Genomic DNA, 16,587 nt, shown 5'->3' with positions numbered 1-16,587 from the left:
ACTCCTACCTTTGTCTTGTCAATTTAAAAGATCAAAAAGATGAATTTAGCAAACAACAAAATTTTAATAACAGGCGGTGCAAGCGGGATTGGACTCGGCCTGACCGAAAGATTTATTCAGGAAAATAACACTGTAATTATTTGTGGCAGAAGAGAATCTGTTTTAAATGAAGTGAAAGCAAAATTTCCAACTGTAATTACAAAGGTTTGTGACTTATCAAATGAAAAAGAACGCATCGCACTTTACGAATGGATAGCCGAAAATCATGCTGATTTAAATGTTTTAATCAACAATGCCGGAATTCAAAAATGGGTTTCCGTTACCGATGCCGATTTCTACGAAAGCATGAAAACAGAGCTTAGTACCAATATTGAAGCGCCTCTGCATTTAACTTCCTTATTTATTCAATTAGAATCAATGACTACGGTAATGAATGTAACTTCGGGATTGGCCTTTTCGCCTTTTGCAAAAGTTCCGGTTTATTCGGCTACAAAAGCTTTTTTCCGTTCGTTTACGCTTTCACTTCGTCATATTCTAAAAGCAAAAAATATTGAAGTAATTGAAATTATTCCGCCAGCGTTGAATACCGATCTTGGAGGGGTTGGACTTCATGATGCGCATCCGAGTGTAAGTGATTTTATCGAATCTATTTTTGAACAATTAAAAGAGGGTAAAAACGAACTTACTTTTGGAACCAGTGAAACAAGAATACATGCAAGTGTTCCTGAATTAAAAGCTTCATTTGAGGCGTTACACGGGATTAATTAAAAATTGAGAATTAAAAATTAAAAATCTGTGGTGCCTATATTTTTAAACACATAGAAACATAGATAATTGGAACGATTAAAAAAGGCATTTCATTTATCTAAAAAACACATAGTAGATATGTGTGAGAAACTAGTTTCTTTCAATACCCTTTTACAGCCAAAGAAAAACTATGTTTCTATGTGTTTAAAATTTCTCTCGCAGATTTAGCAGATTTGGCAGATTTCCAAATCAATTTAATCCTTTAATCTGTGGCCATATTTTTAACACATAGAAACATAGATAATTAGAACGTTTAAAAAAGGCATTTCATTTACCTAAAAAACACATACAGCTATGTGTGAGAAACTAGTTTCTTTCAATACCCTTTTACAGCCAAAGAAAAACTATGTTTCTATGTGTTTAAATTTTCTCACGCAGATTTAGCAGATTTAGCAGATTTTTTAATCAATTTAATCCTTTAATCTGTGGCAATATTTAAATAATCAATCTATATTCTAAATTCAAAATCAACAATCTAAAATCTAAAATCTAAAATTATATGTCAGTAAATACAAAAATCGCCTTAGTAACAGGCGGCAGCAGAGGTTTAGGGAAAAACATGGCAATCGCAATTGCAAAAAAAGGAATTGATGTAATCATTACTTATAACAGCAAAAAAGAAGAAGCTGATTCAGTAGTAACAGAAATAGAAAATTTAGGTCAAAAAGCAGTTGCACTTCAATTAAATGTTGCTGATTCTTCAACTTTTGATTCATTTTTTGAAAGTGTTTCTAAAGTGCTGAAAAACACTTTTAAAACCGATAAATTCGACTTTTTAATTAACAACGCCGGAATCGGAATTCATAATTCATTCATTGGCACAACTGAAGCCGAATTTGATCAATTGACTAATATTCAGTTTAAAGGACCATTTTTTCTGACTCAAAAAGCATTAAACGTAATGAATGACGGAGGCGGAATAGTAAATATTTCTACAGGATTAGCGAGATTCTCTTTCCCAGGTTATGCGGCTTACGCTTCAATGAAAGGCGCTATCGAAACGTTAACCAAATATCAGGCAAAAGAATTAGGCGAGAGAAAAATCAGAGCTAATGTTGTTGCTCCAGGTGCAATCGAAACTGATTTTGGTGGTGGCGTTGTGCGTGATAATGAGCAATTGAACAAAAATCTTGCTTCTATAACTGCTTTAGGAAGAGTTGGTTTACCGGACGATATTGGCGGCGTTGTTGCATTTTTATGCACGGAAGAGGCGCGCTGGGTAAATGCACAGCGCATTGAAGTTTCTGGGGGAATGAATCTTTAAATTAATTGTGAATGGTGAATTGTTAATTGTGAATTGTTAATTGTGAGTTGTGAGTTGTAAAAAGTGAAATGGTACTTTTCAATATCTAAACTTTTATTTCTCTACATAAAACAAACCCGACAGGTTTTGTTACGCTAAGTAAAACCTGATAGACATTATCCCGTCCCGAAGCTTCGGGATCGGGACTATCAGGTTTTTGTTTCAAATATATTTCGTTAGTAGCAATATTGAGTTTTAATTCTTTTCGATACTGACGTCAAAACCTCCGTTTTGATCGAAAACAACATCATAAAATTTTGAGCTTTTTTCTACTCCTACTTCATAAGTGGTTTTATTTTTATAATCTACTACCACTGCAATTTCGCGAATGGCACTTGCCGCATAATTTTTTCTCAAATAAGCCTGTGCTTTTGTCGGCAGCTGACTCAACGAAATCTGTAATTCGTATGCTTTTAAAGTTCCTAAATTATCATAAACCGCAAGAGCTTCTGCATTTGTATCCGTTTTGAATTTCGCTTCATATCGAACTTCATCATTATCATCTCCAACATATTCCATTGACCAAACGGGTATTTTATTCGGATATTCTTTCTGAAAAGTGAACAAAACTTTCTCCGGTGGGGTTATTTTTTCTTTCATATTCACGCCTTCCTGTGCGATCAAAAAACTGCTGCAGAAAGAGAAAACCACTATAAAAATATTTTTCATAATTTGATTTTTTAAATAAATTGCATCCAAAATTAGCGTATTAAAATTACTACTTTTACCCAAGAAAAAGTGGATTTTAAAGATATTTTGCAGACAAGACTTTATTTTTTAAAAGTGGAAAGACACCTTGGAATAAACATTAAAAAATGTTCATCACATAAATCAAAAAAGCCTGCAAAGAAATTAATCTTTTGCAGGCTCTTTCTTAAATAACTGAATTAGTAAGCAATCTTTTTTTGAATTGTGAATTGTGAATTATGAGTTGTGAAATGTGAGATGTAAAACATAGCAATTTTAAAATTTACAATAAACTTTTACTACTCACATTTCACATTTTACCTTTTACATCTCACAATTCACATTTCACATTTTTCATTACTTTTTAAGTCGGTCAGACAATTCTCTTTTATAAGTAATCCCAATTGGAAGTTTTTCGTTTTTAATAATTACAAAATCTTTTTCGGTAACATCAATTTTATCCAAAGCCACGATATACGATTTATGAATACGCATAAAGCTTTTTTCCGGAAGGCATTTTTCTAATTCGATTGTGGTAATTGAGGCCAGATACGTTCTTTTGATCGTGTGCAGTTTCACATAATTTCCAAAACTCTGTGCAAATAAAAGTTGGTCCAATTCAATATTCATAAAATAACCATCCACTTTTACGCTGATAGAATTTACGGCAACTTCTTCTTCCTTGGCTTTTGCATTTTCTGTTGAAAAAAAACGGTCTACTGCTTTTAGAAATCTCGGAAAATAAATGGGTTTCAGCAGATAATCAATGACACCGTAATCGTAACTTTCCAAAGCAAATTCAGAATAAGCTGTCGTTAAAATGGTCTTAGGATGCGTTGGGATAATCTTCAACAATTCCATACCTGAAATCTCCGGCATATTGATATCCAAAAACATTAAATCGACGTGATTTTCGCGTAAATAATCCATCGCTTCAATGCCATTATAGCCCTGAAAAACCAATTCTAACTGTGGATTTTGTTTGATGTAATTCGCCAGCACATAATGCGCTGCCGGCTCATCATCCACAATTATACATTTTTTTGGTTCTTTCATTACAAAAACTTTTTGAGTTGCAATTTCAAATCTACGATGTACGTATTTTTATCATCCTGAATGTCTAATTTATAGTCTTTTCCATAAATTAAATTCAAACGTTCAATAGTATTTTTTAATCCAATTTTGGTCGAAACCACATCTGTTTTCTTCGGAATCGAATTTACTACATGCAAATGCAATAATCCGTTTTCGACAGTAACAATGATTCTCACAAAACATTTTTCGATAGCGCAGGTTCCATGTTTAAAAGCATTTTCTATAAAGGCAATCAACAGCATCGGAGACACTTTATAAGCATTTTCATTATCGATTTTACAATCGTATGTAATATCGCAGCGGTATCCAACTCTTTCTTTTTCAAGCTGGACGTAGCTGTTTATAAATTCCAGTTCATCTTCTAAAGATACACACTGTTTGTTATTACTTTCTAACTGATAACGCATAAGCTGCGACACTTTCATAATCAAATCCGGAGTTCTGTCCGGAAATTCTAAACTGATTCCGTAAAGCGTGTTAAAGGTATTGAATAAAAAATGCGGATTCAGTTGTCCTTTCAAAGAATTCAATTGCATTTGGTTGAACAACAGCGTTTCATCGGTTTGTTTTTTGTTGATTCTGTAGAATTTAAACACAATAATCGGACTCAAAATACAAACCAAAGTTCCTAAAACACTCGCTAATTGGTACACATAACTTCTCTGATGCGAGTTTTGATACATTTGATATTTGCTGAACATATCGAGCATCGTAATTTCATATAGAATTACCGAAAAGACAAAAACTCCAAAAAGCGTTAGAAAAATATAGGTTAAAGGACGTTGCGTCTTAAATAATATCGGAAGTAAAAAAAAACGGTTGAACTGGGCGTGCATGTATAAAATGAAATAGAAAAAAACGCCCATTAAGATGGAAGCAAGAGAACTGAAAAGCATCCAATCATTTTTCAGGGTATATATAGTAAAGGAAAATGCGACAACGGCAATTTCCTGCCACCATTTATTATCCAATATGTTATCAAACTTTTTATTCATTTTAATATTCAAATAGTTTACAAATTAAGCACAAATATTTAATTATTATTCCCAATAAATGACAAATTCAATTGGTCATTTTTAAGCGCATTACATCATTTAAGAAGGCATATTTCCGCATAAGAGAAATAATTTTGGGAGATAATTTCATACCACTAATTTCTATGTATTTCAGAAAAATTACTTTAATAGTTTTCTTGATTTTTGCTTGCGGTAGTTATTCACAAACCTTGTCTTTAAAAGAAGCGATAAAAACAGGTCTTGAAAACTACGGTTCGATCAGAGCAAAAAGCAACTATACCAATGCTTCGCGAGAAACATTGAAACAATCCAAACGCGATTACTTACCGAATCTAAACTTGTCGGCCCAACAAGATTACGGAACCATCAACGGGCAAAATGGTGCTCTTTACGGACTAAATGGTTTGGCCGCCGCTTCTTCAGGCCCTGCTTTACCAAATCAAAATTGGAATTCCGCTTTTGGAGCCCTTTATTTAGTCAATATGAACTGGGACTTTTTCACTTTCGGAAAAGCCAAAGAAAAAATCAATTTGGCAAAAGTTGATGTTCAGGCCAAAGAACGCGATTTGCAACAGGAAATGTTTCAACAGGAAATCAAAATTTCTGCTGCTTATTTAAATTTATTAGCAAGCCAAAGATTATTGATTTCGCAACAAAAGAATTTAAGCCGCGCAGAAGTTTTCAAAAAGACAGCTGTTGCGCGCGTTAAAAACGGATTGTTGGCGGGAGTCGATTCTACCTTGGCTACAGCCGAAGTTTCAAAAGCTAAAATTGCACTGAATCTGGCTCGTAATTTCGTTAAGGAACAAAACAATAAATTGGTCGATTTAATGGGTGTTGCGCCACAGGATTTCAAAACAGACACTTTGTTTGTGAATCAAATTCCGAAAGCGATTTTAACAGCCGAAAAAACTACTGATAGTCTTCATCCGTTACTTCAATATTATAAAACAAGAATTGATTACAGCGATCAGCAAACCAAATTATACAAGCGTTTTTATTACCCAACGATGAGTGCGTTTGGAGTTGTCCAAACCCGTGCTTCAGGTTTCGATACGAATTATGTTCAGGATCAAACCGCTTTCAACAGAAATTATTGGGATGGTGTAAATCCGGATCGTTCTAATTATTTAGTTGGAGTTGGAATTAGCTGGAACTTGACGACTCCATTCAGAATGAGCCGCCAAGTAAGCGCTCAAAAATTCGTTTCTCAGGCTTTGAAAGAAGAATACAATCAGGCGGACAGAGAGTTGAAATCGCAAATGAGTTTTGCAGAAGATAAAATAAAAATCACGCTGGAGAATTTTGCCGAAGCGCCAATTCAGGTCAATGCAGCTCAAAAAGCGTATCTGCAAAAATCGACTTTATACAAAAACGGCTTAACCGATTTAACCGATTTGACACAAACAATGTTTACGTTAAACCGTGCCGAAATTGACCGTGATATCGTCAACAACAATGTATGGCAATCGTATTTGCTAAAAGTAGCCGCATCAGGCAATTTCGACTTATTTATAAATGAATTTTAATTATAGATCCTAATGAATTTAATACGTTTTGCACTCCGCAAACCCATCTCCATACTAGTATTGGTAGCTGGTTTATTTTTCTTCGGAATTGGTGCCATCAAGGACATTAAGGTAGATATTTTACCAAAAATGAATTTGCCGGTAATTTATATCGCGCACCCTTTTGGAGGTTACACACCGGACCAGATGGAGGCTTATTTTGCCAAAACTTATGTCAACATTTTACCCTTTGCAAACGGTGTAAAATCGGTTGAAACCAAAAATATTCAGGGGTTAATGATTATGAAATTAACCTATTATGAAAACACGAATATGGCGCAGGCTGCTGCAGAGCTGAGTTCACTTTCTAATAGAATCCAGGCGGCCTTTCCTCCGGGAACACAGCCTCCGTTTATCATTCGTTTTGACGCTTCCTCTTTGCCAATCGGGCAATTGGTTTTGAGCAGTAAAATCAGATCAAATAATGAATTGCAGGATTTAGCCAACGTTTATGTTCGTGCTTCGTTTACTTCGATTCCCGGATTATTATCGCCGGCACCTTTTGGCGGAAGCCCAAGAACAATTGAGGTTAACGTAGATCCGGATTTGTTGCGTTCGCACAATATGACGCCAGATCAAATTGTTGAGGCGATTCGTATCAACAACCAGACGGCTCCTTCCGGAAACGTTAGAATGGGTAATACCAATTATATTACGCCAACGAATAATACCATTAAAGAAGTTAAAGATTTTGAAAACATTCCGTTGTTTAAAGGAAGCGTTCAAAACTTAAAATTAGGCGATGTAGCCACTGTAAAAGACGGTGCCGATATTACTGCAGGTTATGCTTTGGTAAACGGAAAGCGTTCGGTTTACATTAGTATTGCAAAAGCGGGAGATGCTTCGACCTGGGATGTGGTTCAGAAATTGAAAGCCGAATTGCCTAAAATTCAGAGTACACTGCCGGAAGACGTAAAATTATCATACGAATTTGACCAGTCGGTTTATGTAATCAACTCGGTTAAAAGTTTAATTACAGAGGGAATTATTGGTGCGGTTTTAACCGGATTAATGGTTTTACTTTTCCTTGGAGACAGACGTGCGGCTTTGATCGTAATCTTAACGATTCCAATTTCGATTATTTCCGGAGTTTTATTCCTGAAATTATTCGGGCAAACCATCAACTTAATGTCTTTAAGCGGACTGGCTTTGGCAATTGGGATTTTGGTGGATGAAAGTACCGTAACGATCGAAAATATTCACCAGCATCTCGACATGGGAAAACCCAAGGCACTCGCCATCTGGGATGCCTGTCAGGAAATTGCGTTGCCTAAATTATTGATCTTACTTTGTATACTAGCGGTTTTTGCTCCGGCATTTACGATGGTCGGAATTCCGGGAGCATTGTTTTTGCCGTTGGCATTGGCAATTGGATTCTCAATGGTGATTTCATTTTTGCTTTCGCAGACATTTGTGCCTGTAATGGCAAACTGGTTGATGAAAGGGCATGATAAACACGAACATGGTCCCGAAATTACAGACGATGAAGCAGAATTTAATAAATGTGGGTTAACTCCTGAATCTGAGAAACAATTAATCACGCAGAAAAAAGGATACGTTGAAAGACACGATACTGACGGAAATGGAAAAATTGGTGCTTTCGAGCGATTCCGAATCCGATTCATGAGAACGTTAGATCGATTGTTTCCATATAAAAAAGCTGCCGCATTAGTGTATCTGGTTTGCGCCATACTGCTTGCCGTTACGTTTATTACTTTCATTGGAAAAGATGTTTTTCCGAAAGTAAATTCAAGTCAGTTTCAGCTGAGAATGCGCGCTCCAGACGGAACCCGTTTAGAGCGTACCGAAGAAAAAGCAGTTATTGTTTTAAAAGAATTGCAGAAAATGGTCGGTAAAGAACATATCGGAATATCCTCTGTATATGTGGGGCAACACCCGTCGCTGTTCTCGATTAACCCGATTTATTTATTCATGGCTGGTTCTCACGAAGCGGTGTTCCAGGTGAGTTTGAAAGAATATCATGTTGATATGGATGACTTTAAAGACGATTTCAGAGCCCGAATCAAAAAGGTATTGCCAGATGTAAAACTGTCGTTTGAACCAATCGAATTGACAGACAAAGTTTTGAGCCAGGGTTCTCCTACTCCAATTGAAGTTCGTATTGCAGGAAAAGACAAAAAACGAAATGAGTTGTACGCCAATAAAATTGTAGAAAAACTACAAAAAATAGCGTATTTCAGAGACGTACAAATTGGTCAGCCAATTCACTATCCGGCAATGAATATTGATATTGACAGAACGCGTGCTGCCGAATTAGGTGTTGATATGAATGATATTTCGAGATCGCTTGTAGCTTCGACCTCATCATCAAGATATACCGAGAAAAATACATGGATTGACGAGAGAGCCGGATTGTCCTATAACGTTCAGGTTCAGGTTCCGTTAAACCAAATGAAAAGCAAAACTGATATTGGAGAAATTCCGGTATTAAAAAACTCGCTTCGTCCTGTTTTAAGTGATGTTGCCAAAATTACACCGGGCTTTGTAAGCGGTGAAAATGACAATTTAGGGGCTATGCCATACATTACCGTTACAGCAAACATCTACCAGACCGATTTGGGGACGGCCACTAAAGATGTTGCTGCAACAATAAACTCATTAGGAGAATTGCCACGTGGTTTGTTCATTACTCCAATTGGTTTAAGTAAAGTATTGGAAGAAACATTAAGTAGTTTACAAGTAGGATTATTGGTTGCCATTTTTGTAATCTTCTTAATGTTAGCCGCTAATTTTCAATCGTTCAAGGTTTCGCTGGTCATTTTAACAACCGTTCCGGCGGTGGTTTTAGGATCGTTATTAATGCTGACAATTACAGGTTCAACCCTAAATTTACAATCGTATATGGGAATCATCATGTCGGTTGGGGTTTCGATCGCGAATGCCGTTTTACTGGTTACCAATGCCGAACAATTGCGAAAAATAAACGGAAACGCCTTAGAGTCGGCGCGTGAAGCTGCGGCGCTGCGTCTTCGTCCGATTATCATGACTTCGGTGGCGATGATTGCCGGAATGTTACCAATGGCAATTGGTCACGGCGAAGGTGGCGATCAGGTTTCTCCATTAGGAAGAGCGGTTATTGGCGGATTATTATTCTCGACTTTTGCCGTATTGCTAATCCTGCCGCTTATCTTTGCGTGGGCACAAGAAAAAACAACGACACAATCGGTTTCTTTAGATCCTGAAGACGAAGAAAGCATCCATTATATCTCATCATTAAATAAGCCGAAAGTTTGAAAGTCATAAAGCTGAAAGTCACAGGTGGTGGAAATATTTTGAAACACTTCTAACCTTTTCGTTTATTTACTGAACAAGACATTACATTATATTCTATCATATAAAATCAAAAAATGAAGACTAAAATATTACAATCGAGCGCGCTGTTTTTTGCAGCACTATTTTTCCTGAACAGCTGTAATTCTAAGAAAGAAGAAGCGCCTGTTGCAGAATTAGAACCTAAAACAGAAACGTTTCTGTTAGAAAAAGAAAAACTAACCACCGAATTGCGTTTGCCAGCCGAATTAACTGGTTTTCAACAAGTAGATTTATATGCCAAAGTCAGCAGCTTTGTAAAAGTCCTTAAAGTTGATATTGGTACAGAGGTGAAAAAAGGACAGCTTTTGATTGTTTTAGAAGCGCCTGAAATCAGTTCACAACTGGCTGCAGCCGAATCAAGACTGAAATCGATGGAAGCCATTTATGCGACCAGCAAAAGTACCTACAACCGTTTGTACGAAACCAGCAAAGTCGAAGGAACGATTTCTAAAAATGATTTAGAAATGGCAAGCGGAAAGAAAAATTCTGATTACGCGCAATATCAGGCTGCAGTTGCAGGACACAAAGAAGTTTCGATTATGAGAGATTACCTTGAAATCCGCGCTCCTTTTGATGGTGTTGTAGCAGCAAGAAACGTGAATTTAGGAACATTTGTTGGTCCGGCCGGAAAAGGCTCCGATTTGCCTTTATTGACAATTCAGCAGCAGGATAAATTACGTTTGGCGGTTTCTGTTCCGGAATTGTACACGGGATATTTACACACCGGCGACGAAATGACTTTTAACGTAAAATCATTACCTGAACCTTTTACAGCAAAAATCACAAGAATGTCTGGTGCTTTAGATTTAAAACTGCGTTCAGAGCGTGTAGAAATGGATGTTCAAAACACTAAAAAAGATTTATTACCAGGAATGGTAGCCGAAGTGCTATTACCGCTTAACGCGAAAGACAGCACCTTCGTAATTCCGAAAACGGCTTTGGTGAGTTCTGCTGAAGGTACTTTTGTAATTAAAGTAATCGATCACAAAGCCACAAGAGTCAATGTAAAGAGAGGAAGAGAAATCGACGATAAAATCGAAATATTTGGCGACTTAAATCGCAAAGACAAACTGGTAAAAATTGCCAGCGAAGAAACTAAGGAAGGCGATATCATAAACGAATAACCTGCGTTTTGTCTTCCGTTTAGTGCTTACCAAAAACTGTACGTATTCTATAATGCGAGCATTTTAAAATTTGATTTGTTTTTAAAATGTGAATTTAAATTTGTCTAAAAGGGCGGTGCTATCGTTACCGCCCTTTTTTTTTTTTCGTAAGTTTGGGAGGTTTTGGAAGGTTTTGGAAGTTTCACAGAGATTCGCTAAGATAGCACGGAGGTTCGCTAAGATTTTTTTTTTGTCTTTCGATACCTAGTATTCTGAATCTACACGTACAGTTTGTCATTTCGACGAAGGAGAAATCCTCGCAAGTAGCTCTACAAAGTTTGGCTAAGTTTTTTATTTAATTCCGAAGAAATAATCACGCAAAGACGCAAAGTCGCAAAGCACGCATTCTTTGTCATTCCGAGGGACGAGGAATCTCGCAAGTAGCTCGCCAAAGATTAGCAAATTACTATGCACAGTAAGGATTAAAAAATTCCGAAAGCATGATCTACACGCAAGGTTTGTCATTTCGAGGAACGAGAAATCCCCGCAAGTAGCTCTACAAAGATTGGACTTTTGACTTTTGACTTTAGACTTTAGACTTTAGACTTTGAATTCAATTACAACCCCAAACTAGGCAACACAAAAGATTTAGTATTAGAATGTAACCTAATCCACAACCCCGGATTTTTATTCAACTGCTGTAACGCTTCCTCTTTATCTGAACTTAGTTTTGTTTGAAGCACGTTTGCATAAGTCTGAATTTTAGCAGGAGCAGAATCGGCATCTACTACAGATTGAACGATTTTTTTGGCTTGTAATATCGCAGCCGGCCCTAAAGTGAGAATATATTCAGCAGATCGACATTCCTTTTCGTCGTTTTCGTTTATAAGGCTTCCACCCGCTTTAAACTTGCTAATGTGGTGCTCCAAAATACTACTCGATATTGGAATTATCCCTGCAATATGATGAGCTTTCGCTCCGGAGAAAGGCTTAATATACGCCAAATGTGAAGCTTGATTTTCTTCCGGACCGTGACCAATAAAAAAGATATCCAAACCACCTAATGCTTCCAATTTAGTCAAATACTCCACAAGCGCAGACTCTAAATCTTTTGTATCTGTTCGCATTGGTGTAAAGCTTTTTATCTTTTTGAAAAACGCCTCACCTAAAATACGCTCAAAATCCCTGACAAAACTTAAACCATTATTCATGCTCAAAGGAGCAAGTGCATCCTGAGTAAATACATTCAGCCTTGCCAATAACTCATCCTGTTTCGTTGACTTAGCTAAAGCTCCCAACAAACGGTGTAACTCCTGAGCTCCTCTCCCACCAAGAAGCGCAATATTAATATCACCTTCTTTCGATTCCGCAGTACTATAAAGTTCGTTTAGCATGGCCTGACCAACTTCAGCTTCACTGTCAAGAACAGTAGGCGTTACGCCATAATCAGTAAAATCAAATTCCTGTTTGCTATTTTGGGACAACCATACATTATTGTTGTCTTCATATCTTGTAAATTGTGAGTTGCTCATTTTATTGTAATTGCTTATTTATTCTGATTCATTAGCATGATGTAACCGCAAATATAAAACATAAGTACAATATCTTTTGTTTCTCCCGAAGAACTGCCTAAAATTCCATAATCTTGATTTACACGCACAGTTCATTCTGAGGAACGAAGAATCACACTAGAAACTCGACAAAGATTTGTTAAGTTTTTGTTTAAAGCTGATTAATAATCACGCAAAGACGCAAAGTCGCAAAGTTTTATCCGCCTAGTTTGTCATTCCGAGGCACGAGGAATCACACTTGAAGCTCGACAAAGATTGGCTAAGTTCTTTAGTTTAAAGCTGGAGAAATAATCACGCAATCCCGATAGTTATCGGGAGCGAATTCGCAAAGTTTTATCCGTCTCGTTTGTCATTCTGAGGAACGAAGAATCCCCACAAGTAGCTCGACAAAGATTGGCAAATTATTTCTAAGTAAACCCAATTGTCACCCTGAGCGAAGTCGAAGGCTTATGAAACCAAAACCCGAATATAACAAAGATGCAAAAAGATTGGAATTTGGAATTTTTATTTTAGAAATTTAATAAGAAGCTATTTACTTCGTCAGTCGCTATCGCTCGTGTCCCGCTTTTCCTTCCACCAAAAAAGGATTTTACTCCCGACACTTCGGGGCCAACGGGGCTAGGGATCTTGTTTTCAGAAAGAAGAATCAGGTATAATTACGTGATTGTTTAGCTTGGTAAATTTATATTTTTGATGGAAGATTTATATTAAGCAGGCATTATAATTATTGATTTAGATTACGTTCACGAGCGGGACGCTCGCGCCAGCAGGAGCTTATTTTGTTTTGGTCAAATTTAGGTGTTTTTGGGTTTTGGTATCGAGAGATACATAACACCCGCCAAGCAACCAAAAAACGTTTTGGTTTTTTTTATAATTTAGAAAATAACCTACATTAGCTTAATAAATTATTAAAATGAAAGATAAACTTTTAAATATTATTAAGGCTTCTAAACTTAATTTAACAGATTTGTTAATAGTGATAGAAGGTGGTGAAGGAATGAAAGCTTCGTCATTTGATATTAATCCCAAAGATTTCTTAAGATTCGCTAGACAAGACCTTTCAGATAGTAAAGATAGAGGTTATATTAACAGTTTGACAAATTCTAAAAGGGCTATAGATTGTCAAGTTGACGACTTGTTGGAAATTGTAGGTATCAAAATAAAAGATGAGAATAAAGATTTAGAAAATTTTGCCAAGTTATTTGATTTCGATGCAAATGATATTGCATTTAAACTTAAGTTGATACATAGTTTAAATCTTGCTCCCAGTTTACTAGTTTCCAAAGCAAGGACTATTAGAAATAAGCTAGAACATTACTATCAAATGCCAAAAGAGACTGAAGTTAAAGAAGCATTAGATGTAGCAGATTTATTTATACGTTCAATAGAAGGAAAAATCAGACTTCCTAATACTATGTTTTACATTACTGACTTTAATCAGTGTAAAGAAGAAAATAATTGGAAAGTATTTAAGCATATACATTTCACCTACAACACTGAAAAGAATTTTTTTCATATTAGTTTAAGAGAACTTGACACAAGTAAAGATAGCATTGAGGAAATTACAATTTTTGCAAACGATAAGGAATACTGTGCATTGCTGAATATAATGTTTTCGAATGACGATGAAGCAACAGTAGATTACGCAGTAAAAAAATTATTGAAATTCATAGGTCACCCAATTCCGACTGAGAATGTAAATGTAGAACTTGGATAATTTTTTTTTTGCACATAAGTTACACCCCCCGCTAGCGCGAGCGTTCCGCTCGTGAACGCAACGAATTTAAATTATATATTTGTTTTAAATACTGCAAACAAAACCAAATGATAAGAATCGAATTCGAAGAACCCAATAAAGAAATCTGTACTTGTTGCAACAATGAAATTGTAAAACTCACTAGATTTGTTTATAAAGACGAAGACGCATTTGCTATTTACTATTTAAAATTTACAAAAGGGCATGACGACAAACATGCACTAGGAATAATTAGTATTGGCGATTGGGACACTGATGAACCAAAAAATAGATTTGCATTTCCATTTAGAATTTGGACTAATGAAGATAATTATCAGGTTGGTTTAATGGATAAGGAAGATTCACCCTGGAAACAAGATTTACTTGGAAATATTTTAGATAGAAAAGAGGCATTAGAACATCCTTGGATTCAGGAAGTATTTCATATTACAGATCATATTGTAGAGGAGGATGAAGTATTAAAAGAATATTTTAATTGATATTTTTTTTAGTACTGCACCTGAAATCTTCGAAAAACCCACAATCAAAATCGCCAATCTTTGTCGAGCTACTTGCGAGGATTTCTCGTTCCTCGAAATGACAAATTAACGGAAAATATTCTTATGAAAATGACTGGCCTAGCCCCGATAGAAGTGGAAATCCTTTTGTGCCGGGGTTCGGCACAAAAGATTGTAGCGTATAGCGGGATCAGCTCCTAATTAAAATTGAAATTACAAAAAATCTAATCAAAGTTTACTGAAAAAGTGTTTTCTTTGATTGTATCAGAGAGTGAAACACTAGCTGGCTTTAAATAAAAATCCTGCAAAAATGAAATGCATAAAAATTTTAATACTATTCTGTTTTTTAGCTTCTTCTAAAACTTGTTTTGCAGAAACCAAAACGGATACCATTACGAACTGGCAGATTTATAAAGGTTCTGAATTATTGTTTCGTAGTAATCAATTCGATTGTTACAAACCTACCGGCGTTATAAAGAAGTCGATGATTTTAAAGATTTCAGAGTTATCTTTTTTCGCGATACTCAATCCTTTGGAAAACAAAAAATACAATTCTTTAATGGAAAAAATTTAGTATCAGAATATAACTTTGAAAATAACGAAGAATTAAAAATACCAAAAAGTGACATTCAAAAATTGTTTTCAAAAACCGAAACAAATTTAACAATTAAATATTTTGACGAGAAGGAGCCAAAAGGAATTTTATTGGGCTTTTTATTGTTAGAAAATTAGTAAAGTTTACTAGTGCAAACAGAGATACAACAATCTAATTTAAAACATGAAGAAAATAAATCAAATCATTCTCCACGCTAGCGCGAGCGTCCCGCTCGTGCACGCTAGCAAAAAAGGAATAATTCTGCTATGTAATTATCAGCAATTAAACTGAAAAACTAAAAAAAATGCAAGACCAAAAAATTGATCTTGCATTTTTTATAACATAAGCATCTCCTTAAACTGTCTGACGCTCGTGTTTTCCTTCTTTAATTTCTTCCACCATTTTTTTATTAAAAGCGGGCAAATCATTCGGGTTTCGGCTGGTCACCAATCCATTGTCTACGACTACTTCTGAGTCTTCCCATTGTGCTCCGGCGTTTATTAAATCGTTTTTAACAGAGAAGAACGAAGTTACTTTTCGACCTTCTAAAACATCAGCATCTACCAGAATTTGAGGACCATGACAAATAGCCGCTACTGGTTTTTTACTTTCAAAAAAGGAACGTACAAAATTTACTGCAGCCTCTTCTCTTCTCAATGAATCAGGGTTTAAAACGCCTCCCGGAAGAACCAAAGCATCGTAATCTGCTTCATTTGCCTGACCTAATACTGCATCAACATTATATTCCTTGCTCCAATTTCCGTCTTTCCAGGATTTAATAGTTCCTGATTTGAGACTTATAATATCTGCATTCCAGCCTTGCTCTTCGAGATAGGCTTTAGGCGATGCTAATTCTGATTCTTCAAAACCGTTTGTTGCTAATATGGCTATATTCTTTTTCATAATTTTAAGTATTTTAAACGTTATTAATTTGATTTAGCTAAAATTACTTATTTCAGTCAGCCAGTGAAAACAGATCCTGTTAAACCTTTCTTTAATAAAAGTTAATTAATTGTAATTCAGGTTATTATTAAAAATTAAATTGAAATTATATAAGATTGATGTCATTTTGGTCAACTATTTTATAGGATGAAAACCAAGAAATCATTGTACATATTATATTTGAATACTTTAATTAATATTCTTTACATAAACGCTTCAACAAATTCAATTAAAATCGCCAATCGAAAAGTTGTAATAATAGGGAATACCATGTTGGTCTCCAGGTTTCGGGAGGCACAAAAGATATGGTGGAC

13 protein-coding genes are annotated in these 16,587 nt (G+C 35.7%); 8 read left to right on the top strand and 5 right to left on the bottom strand.

Features of this window, described 5'->3' with window-relative positions; genetic code table 11:
• The first annotated feature begins 39 nt into the window (after positions 1 to 39).
• A complete protein-coding gene (locus J2X17_RS04210) occupies positions 40 to 768 on the top strand; it encodes an SDR family oxidoreductase (protein ID WP_310294981.1) in 729 nt (242 codons plus the stop codon).
• A gap of 538 nt (positions 769 to 1,306) precedes the next feature.
• Positions 1,307 to 2,071 (top strand): SDR family NAD(P)-dependent oxidoreductase, encoded by a 765-nt coding sequence (locus J2X17_RS04205; protein WP_310294979.1) that lies wholly within the window; start codon positions 1,307 to 1,309, stop codon positions 2,069 to 2,071.
• A 234-nt stretch (positions 2,072 to 2,305) separates the two neighbouring features.
• Here J2X17_RS04205 and J2X17_RS04200 read toward each other — a convergent pair whose 3' ends face one another.
• The 3 genes from J2X17_RS04200 to J2X17_RS04190 form a co-directional block, all read right to left on the bottom strand.
• Positions 2,306 to 2,779, bottom strand: coding sequence for a hypothetical protein (locus J2X17_RS04200; RefSeq protein ID WP_310294977.1), 474 nt, complete (start codon positions 2,777 to 2,779; stop codon positions 2,306 to 2,308).
• Positions 2,780 to 3,154: 375 nt separating this feature from the next.
• Positions 3,155 to 3,853, bottom strand: coding sequence for a LytR/AlgR family response regulator transcription factor (locus J2X17_RS04195; protein WP_310294976.1), 699 nt, complete (start codon positions 3,851 to 3,853; stop codon positions 3,155 to 3,157).
• Entirely contained in the window at positions 3,853 to 4,887 is a 1,035-nt protein-coding gene (locus tag J2X17_RS04190) for a sensor histidine kinase (protein WP_310294974.1), read from the bottom strand. Before J2X17_RS04190 ends, J2X17_RS04195 begins: the two co-directional genes overlap by 1 nt.
• A 164-nt stretch (positions 4,888 to 5,051) precedes the next feature.
• On the opposite strand from J2X17_RS04190, the gene J2X17_RS04185 reads away from it, so the two are divergent.
• The 3 genes from J2X17_RS04185 to J2X17_RS04175 all read left to right on the top strand — a co-directional run bounded on the left by J2X17_RS04185 (position 5,052) and on the right by J2X17_RS04175 (position 10,933).
• Positions 5,052 to 6,437: a TolC family protein gene (locus tag J2X17_RS04185; protein WP_310294972.1), complete on the top strand. Its 1,386-nt coding sequence runs from the start codon at positions 5,052 to 5,054 to the stop codon at positions 6,435 to 6,437.
• A 12-nt stretch (positions 6,438 to 6,449) separates the two neighbouring features.
• Positions 6,450 to 9,731, top strand: a complete 3,282-nt coding sequence (locus J2X17_RS04180; protein WP_310294970.1) for an efflux RND transporter permease subunit — start codon at positions 6,450 to 6,452, stop codon at positions 9,729 to 9,731.
• A gap of 113 nt (positions 9,732 to 9,844) precedes the next feature.
• A complete protein-coding gene (locus J2X17_RS04175) occupies positions 9,845 to 10,933 on the top strand; it encodes an efflux RND transporter periplasmic adaptor subunit (protein ID WP_310294969.1) in 1,089 nt (362 codons plus the stop codon).
• A gap of 596 nt (positions 10,934 to 11,529) precedes the next feature.
• Here the strand turns inward: J2X17_RS04175 and J2X17_RS04170 are convergent.
• Positions 11,530 to 12,444: a hypothetical protein gene (locus J2X17_RS04170; RefSeq protein WP_310294967.1), complete on the bottom strand. Its 915-nt coding sequence runs from the start codon at positions 12,442 to 12,444 to the stop codon at positions 11,530 to 11,532.
• 952 nt (positions 12,445 to 13,396) lie between these two features.
• On the opposite strand from J2X17_RS04170, the gene J2X17_RS04165 reads away from it, so the two are divergent.
• From J2X17_RS04165 to J2X17_RS04155, 3 genes are all read left to right on the top strand, one after another.
• Entirely contained in the window at positions 13,397 to 14,200 is an 804-nt protein-coding gene (locus J2X17_RS04165) for a hypothetical protein (protein ID WP_074661870.1), read from the top strand.
• Between the two features lie 107 nt (positions 14,201 to 14,307).
• Positions 14,308 to 14,718 carry a hypothetical protein gene (locus tag J2X17_RS04160; protein ID WP_310294965.1) on the top strand — a complete coding sequence of 137 codons (411 nt, stop codon included), beginning with the start codon at positions 14,308 to 14,310 and terminating at the stop codon, positions 14,716 to 14,718.
• A 328-nt stretch (positions 14,719 to 15,046) separates the two neighbouring features.
• Positions 15,047 to 15,310 (top strand): hypothetical protein, encoded by a 264-nt coding sequence (locus J2X17_RS04155; RefSeq protein ID WP_310294963.1) that lies wholly within the window; start codon positions 15,047 to 15,049, stop codon positions 15,308 to 15,310.
• 375 nt (positions 15,311 to 15,685) lie between these two features.
• Here J2X17_RS04155 and J2X17_RS04150 read toward each other — a convergent pair whose 3' ends face one another.
• Positions 15,686 to 16,234, bottom strand: a complete 549-nt coding sequence (locus tag J2X17_RS04150; protein ID WP_310294961.1) for a type 1 glutamine amidotransferase domain-containing protein — start codon at positions 16,232 to 16,234, stop codon at positions 15,686 to 15,688.
• Positions 16,235 to 16,587 lie beyond the last annotated feature (353 nt).

Source organism: Flavobacterium aquidurense, from assembly GCF_031458035.1.
Classification (GTDB): Bacteria; Bacteroidota; Bacteroidia; order Flavobacteriales; family Flavobacteriaceae; genus Flavobacterium; species Flavobacterium aquidurense_C.
The sequence above is the reverse complement of the archived record's forward strand: the minus strand, read 5'-3'. Positions and strand labels throughout refer to the sequence as shown.

Excerpts from the sequence above, each read along its gene's own strand:
- J2X17_RS04170 (WP_310294967.1), bottom strand. The coding sequence starts at position 12,444 with ATGAGCAACTCACAATTTACAAGATATGAAGACAACAATAATGTATGG.
- J2X17_RS04165 (WP_074661870.1), top strand. The coding sequence starts at position 13,397 with ATGAAAGATAAACTTTTAAATATTATTAAGGCTTCTAAACTTAATTTA.
- J2X17_RS04185 (WP_310294972.1), top strand. The coding sequence starts at position 5,052 with ATGTATTTCAGAAAAATTACTTTAATAGTTTTCTTGATTTTTGCTTGC.
- J2X17_RS04160 (WP_310294965.1), top strand. The coding sequence starts at position 14,308 with ATGATAAGAATCGAATTCGAAGAACCCAATAAAGAAATCTGTACTTGT.
- J2X17_RS04190 (WP_310294974.1), bottom strand. The coding sequence starts at position 4,887 with ATGAATAAAAAGTTTGATAACATATTGGATAATAAATGGTGGCAGGAA.
- J2X17_RS04155 (WP_310294963.1), top strand. The coding sequence starts at position 15,047 with ATGAAATGCATAAAAATTTTAATACTATTCTGTTTTTTAGCTTCTTCT.
- J2X17_RS04200 (WP_310294977.1), bottom strand. The coding sequence starts at position 2,779 with ATGAAAAATATTTTTATAGTGGTTTTCTCTTTCTGCAGCAGTTTTTTG.
- J2X17_RS04180 (WP_310294970.1), top strand. The coding sequence starts at position 6,450 with ATGAATTTAATACGTTTTGCACTCCGCAAACCCATCTCCATACTAGTA.
- J2X17_RS04175 (WP_310294969.1), top strand. The coding sequence starts at position 9,845 with ATGAAGACTAAAATATTACAATCGAGCGCGCTGTTTTTTGCAGCACTA.
- J2X17_RS04210 (WP_310294981.1), top strand. The coding sequence starts at position 40 with ATGAATTTAGCAAACAACAAAATTTTAATAACAGGCGGTGCAAGCGGG.
- J2X17_RS04195 (WP_310294976.1), bottom strand. The coding sequence starts at position 3,853 with ATGAAAGAACCAAAAAAATGTATAATTGTGGATGATGAGCCGGCAGCG.
- J2X17_RS04205 (WP_310294979.1), top strand. The coding sequence starts at position 1,307 with ATGTCAGTAAATACAAAAATCGCCTTAGTAACAGGCGGCAGCAGAGGT.
- J2X17_RS04150 (WP_310294961.1), bottom strand. The coding sequence starts at position 16,234 with ATGAAAAAGAATATAGCCATATTAGCAACAAACGGTTTTGAAGAATCA.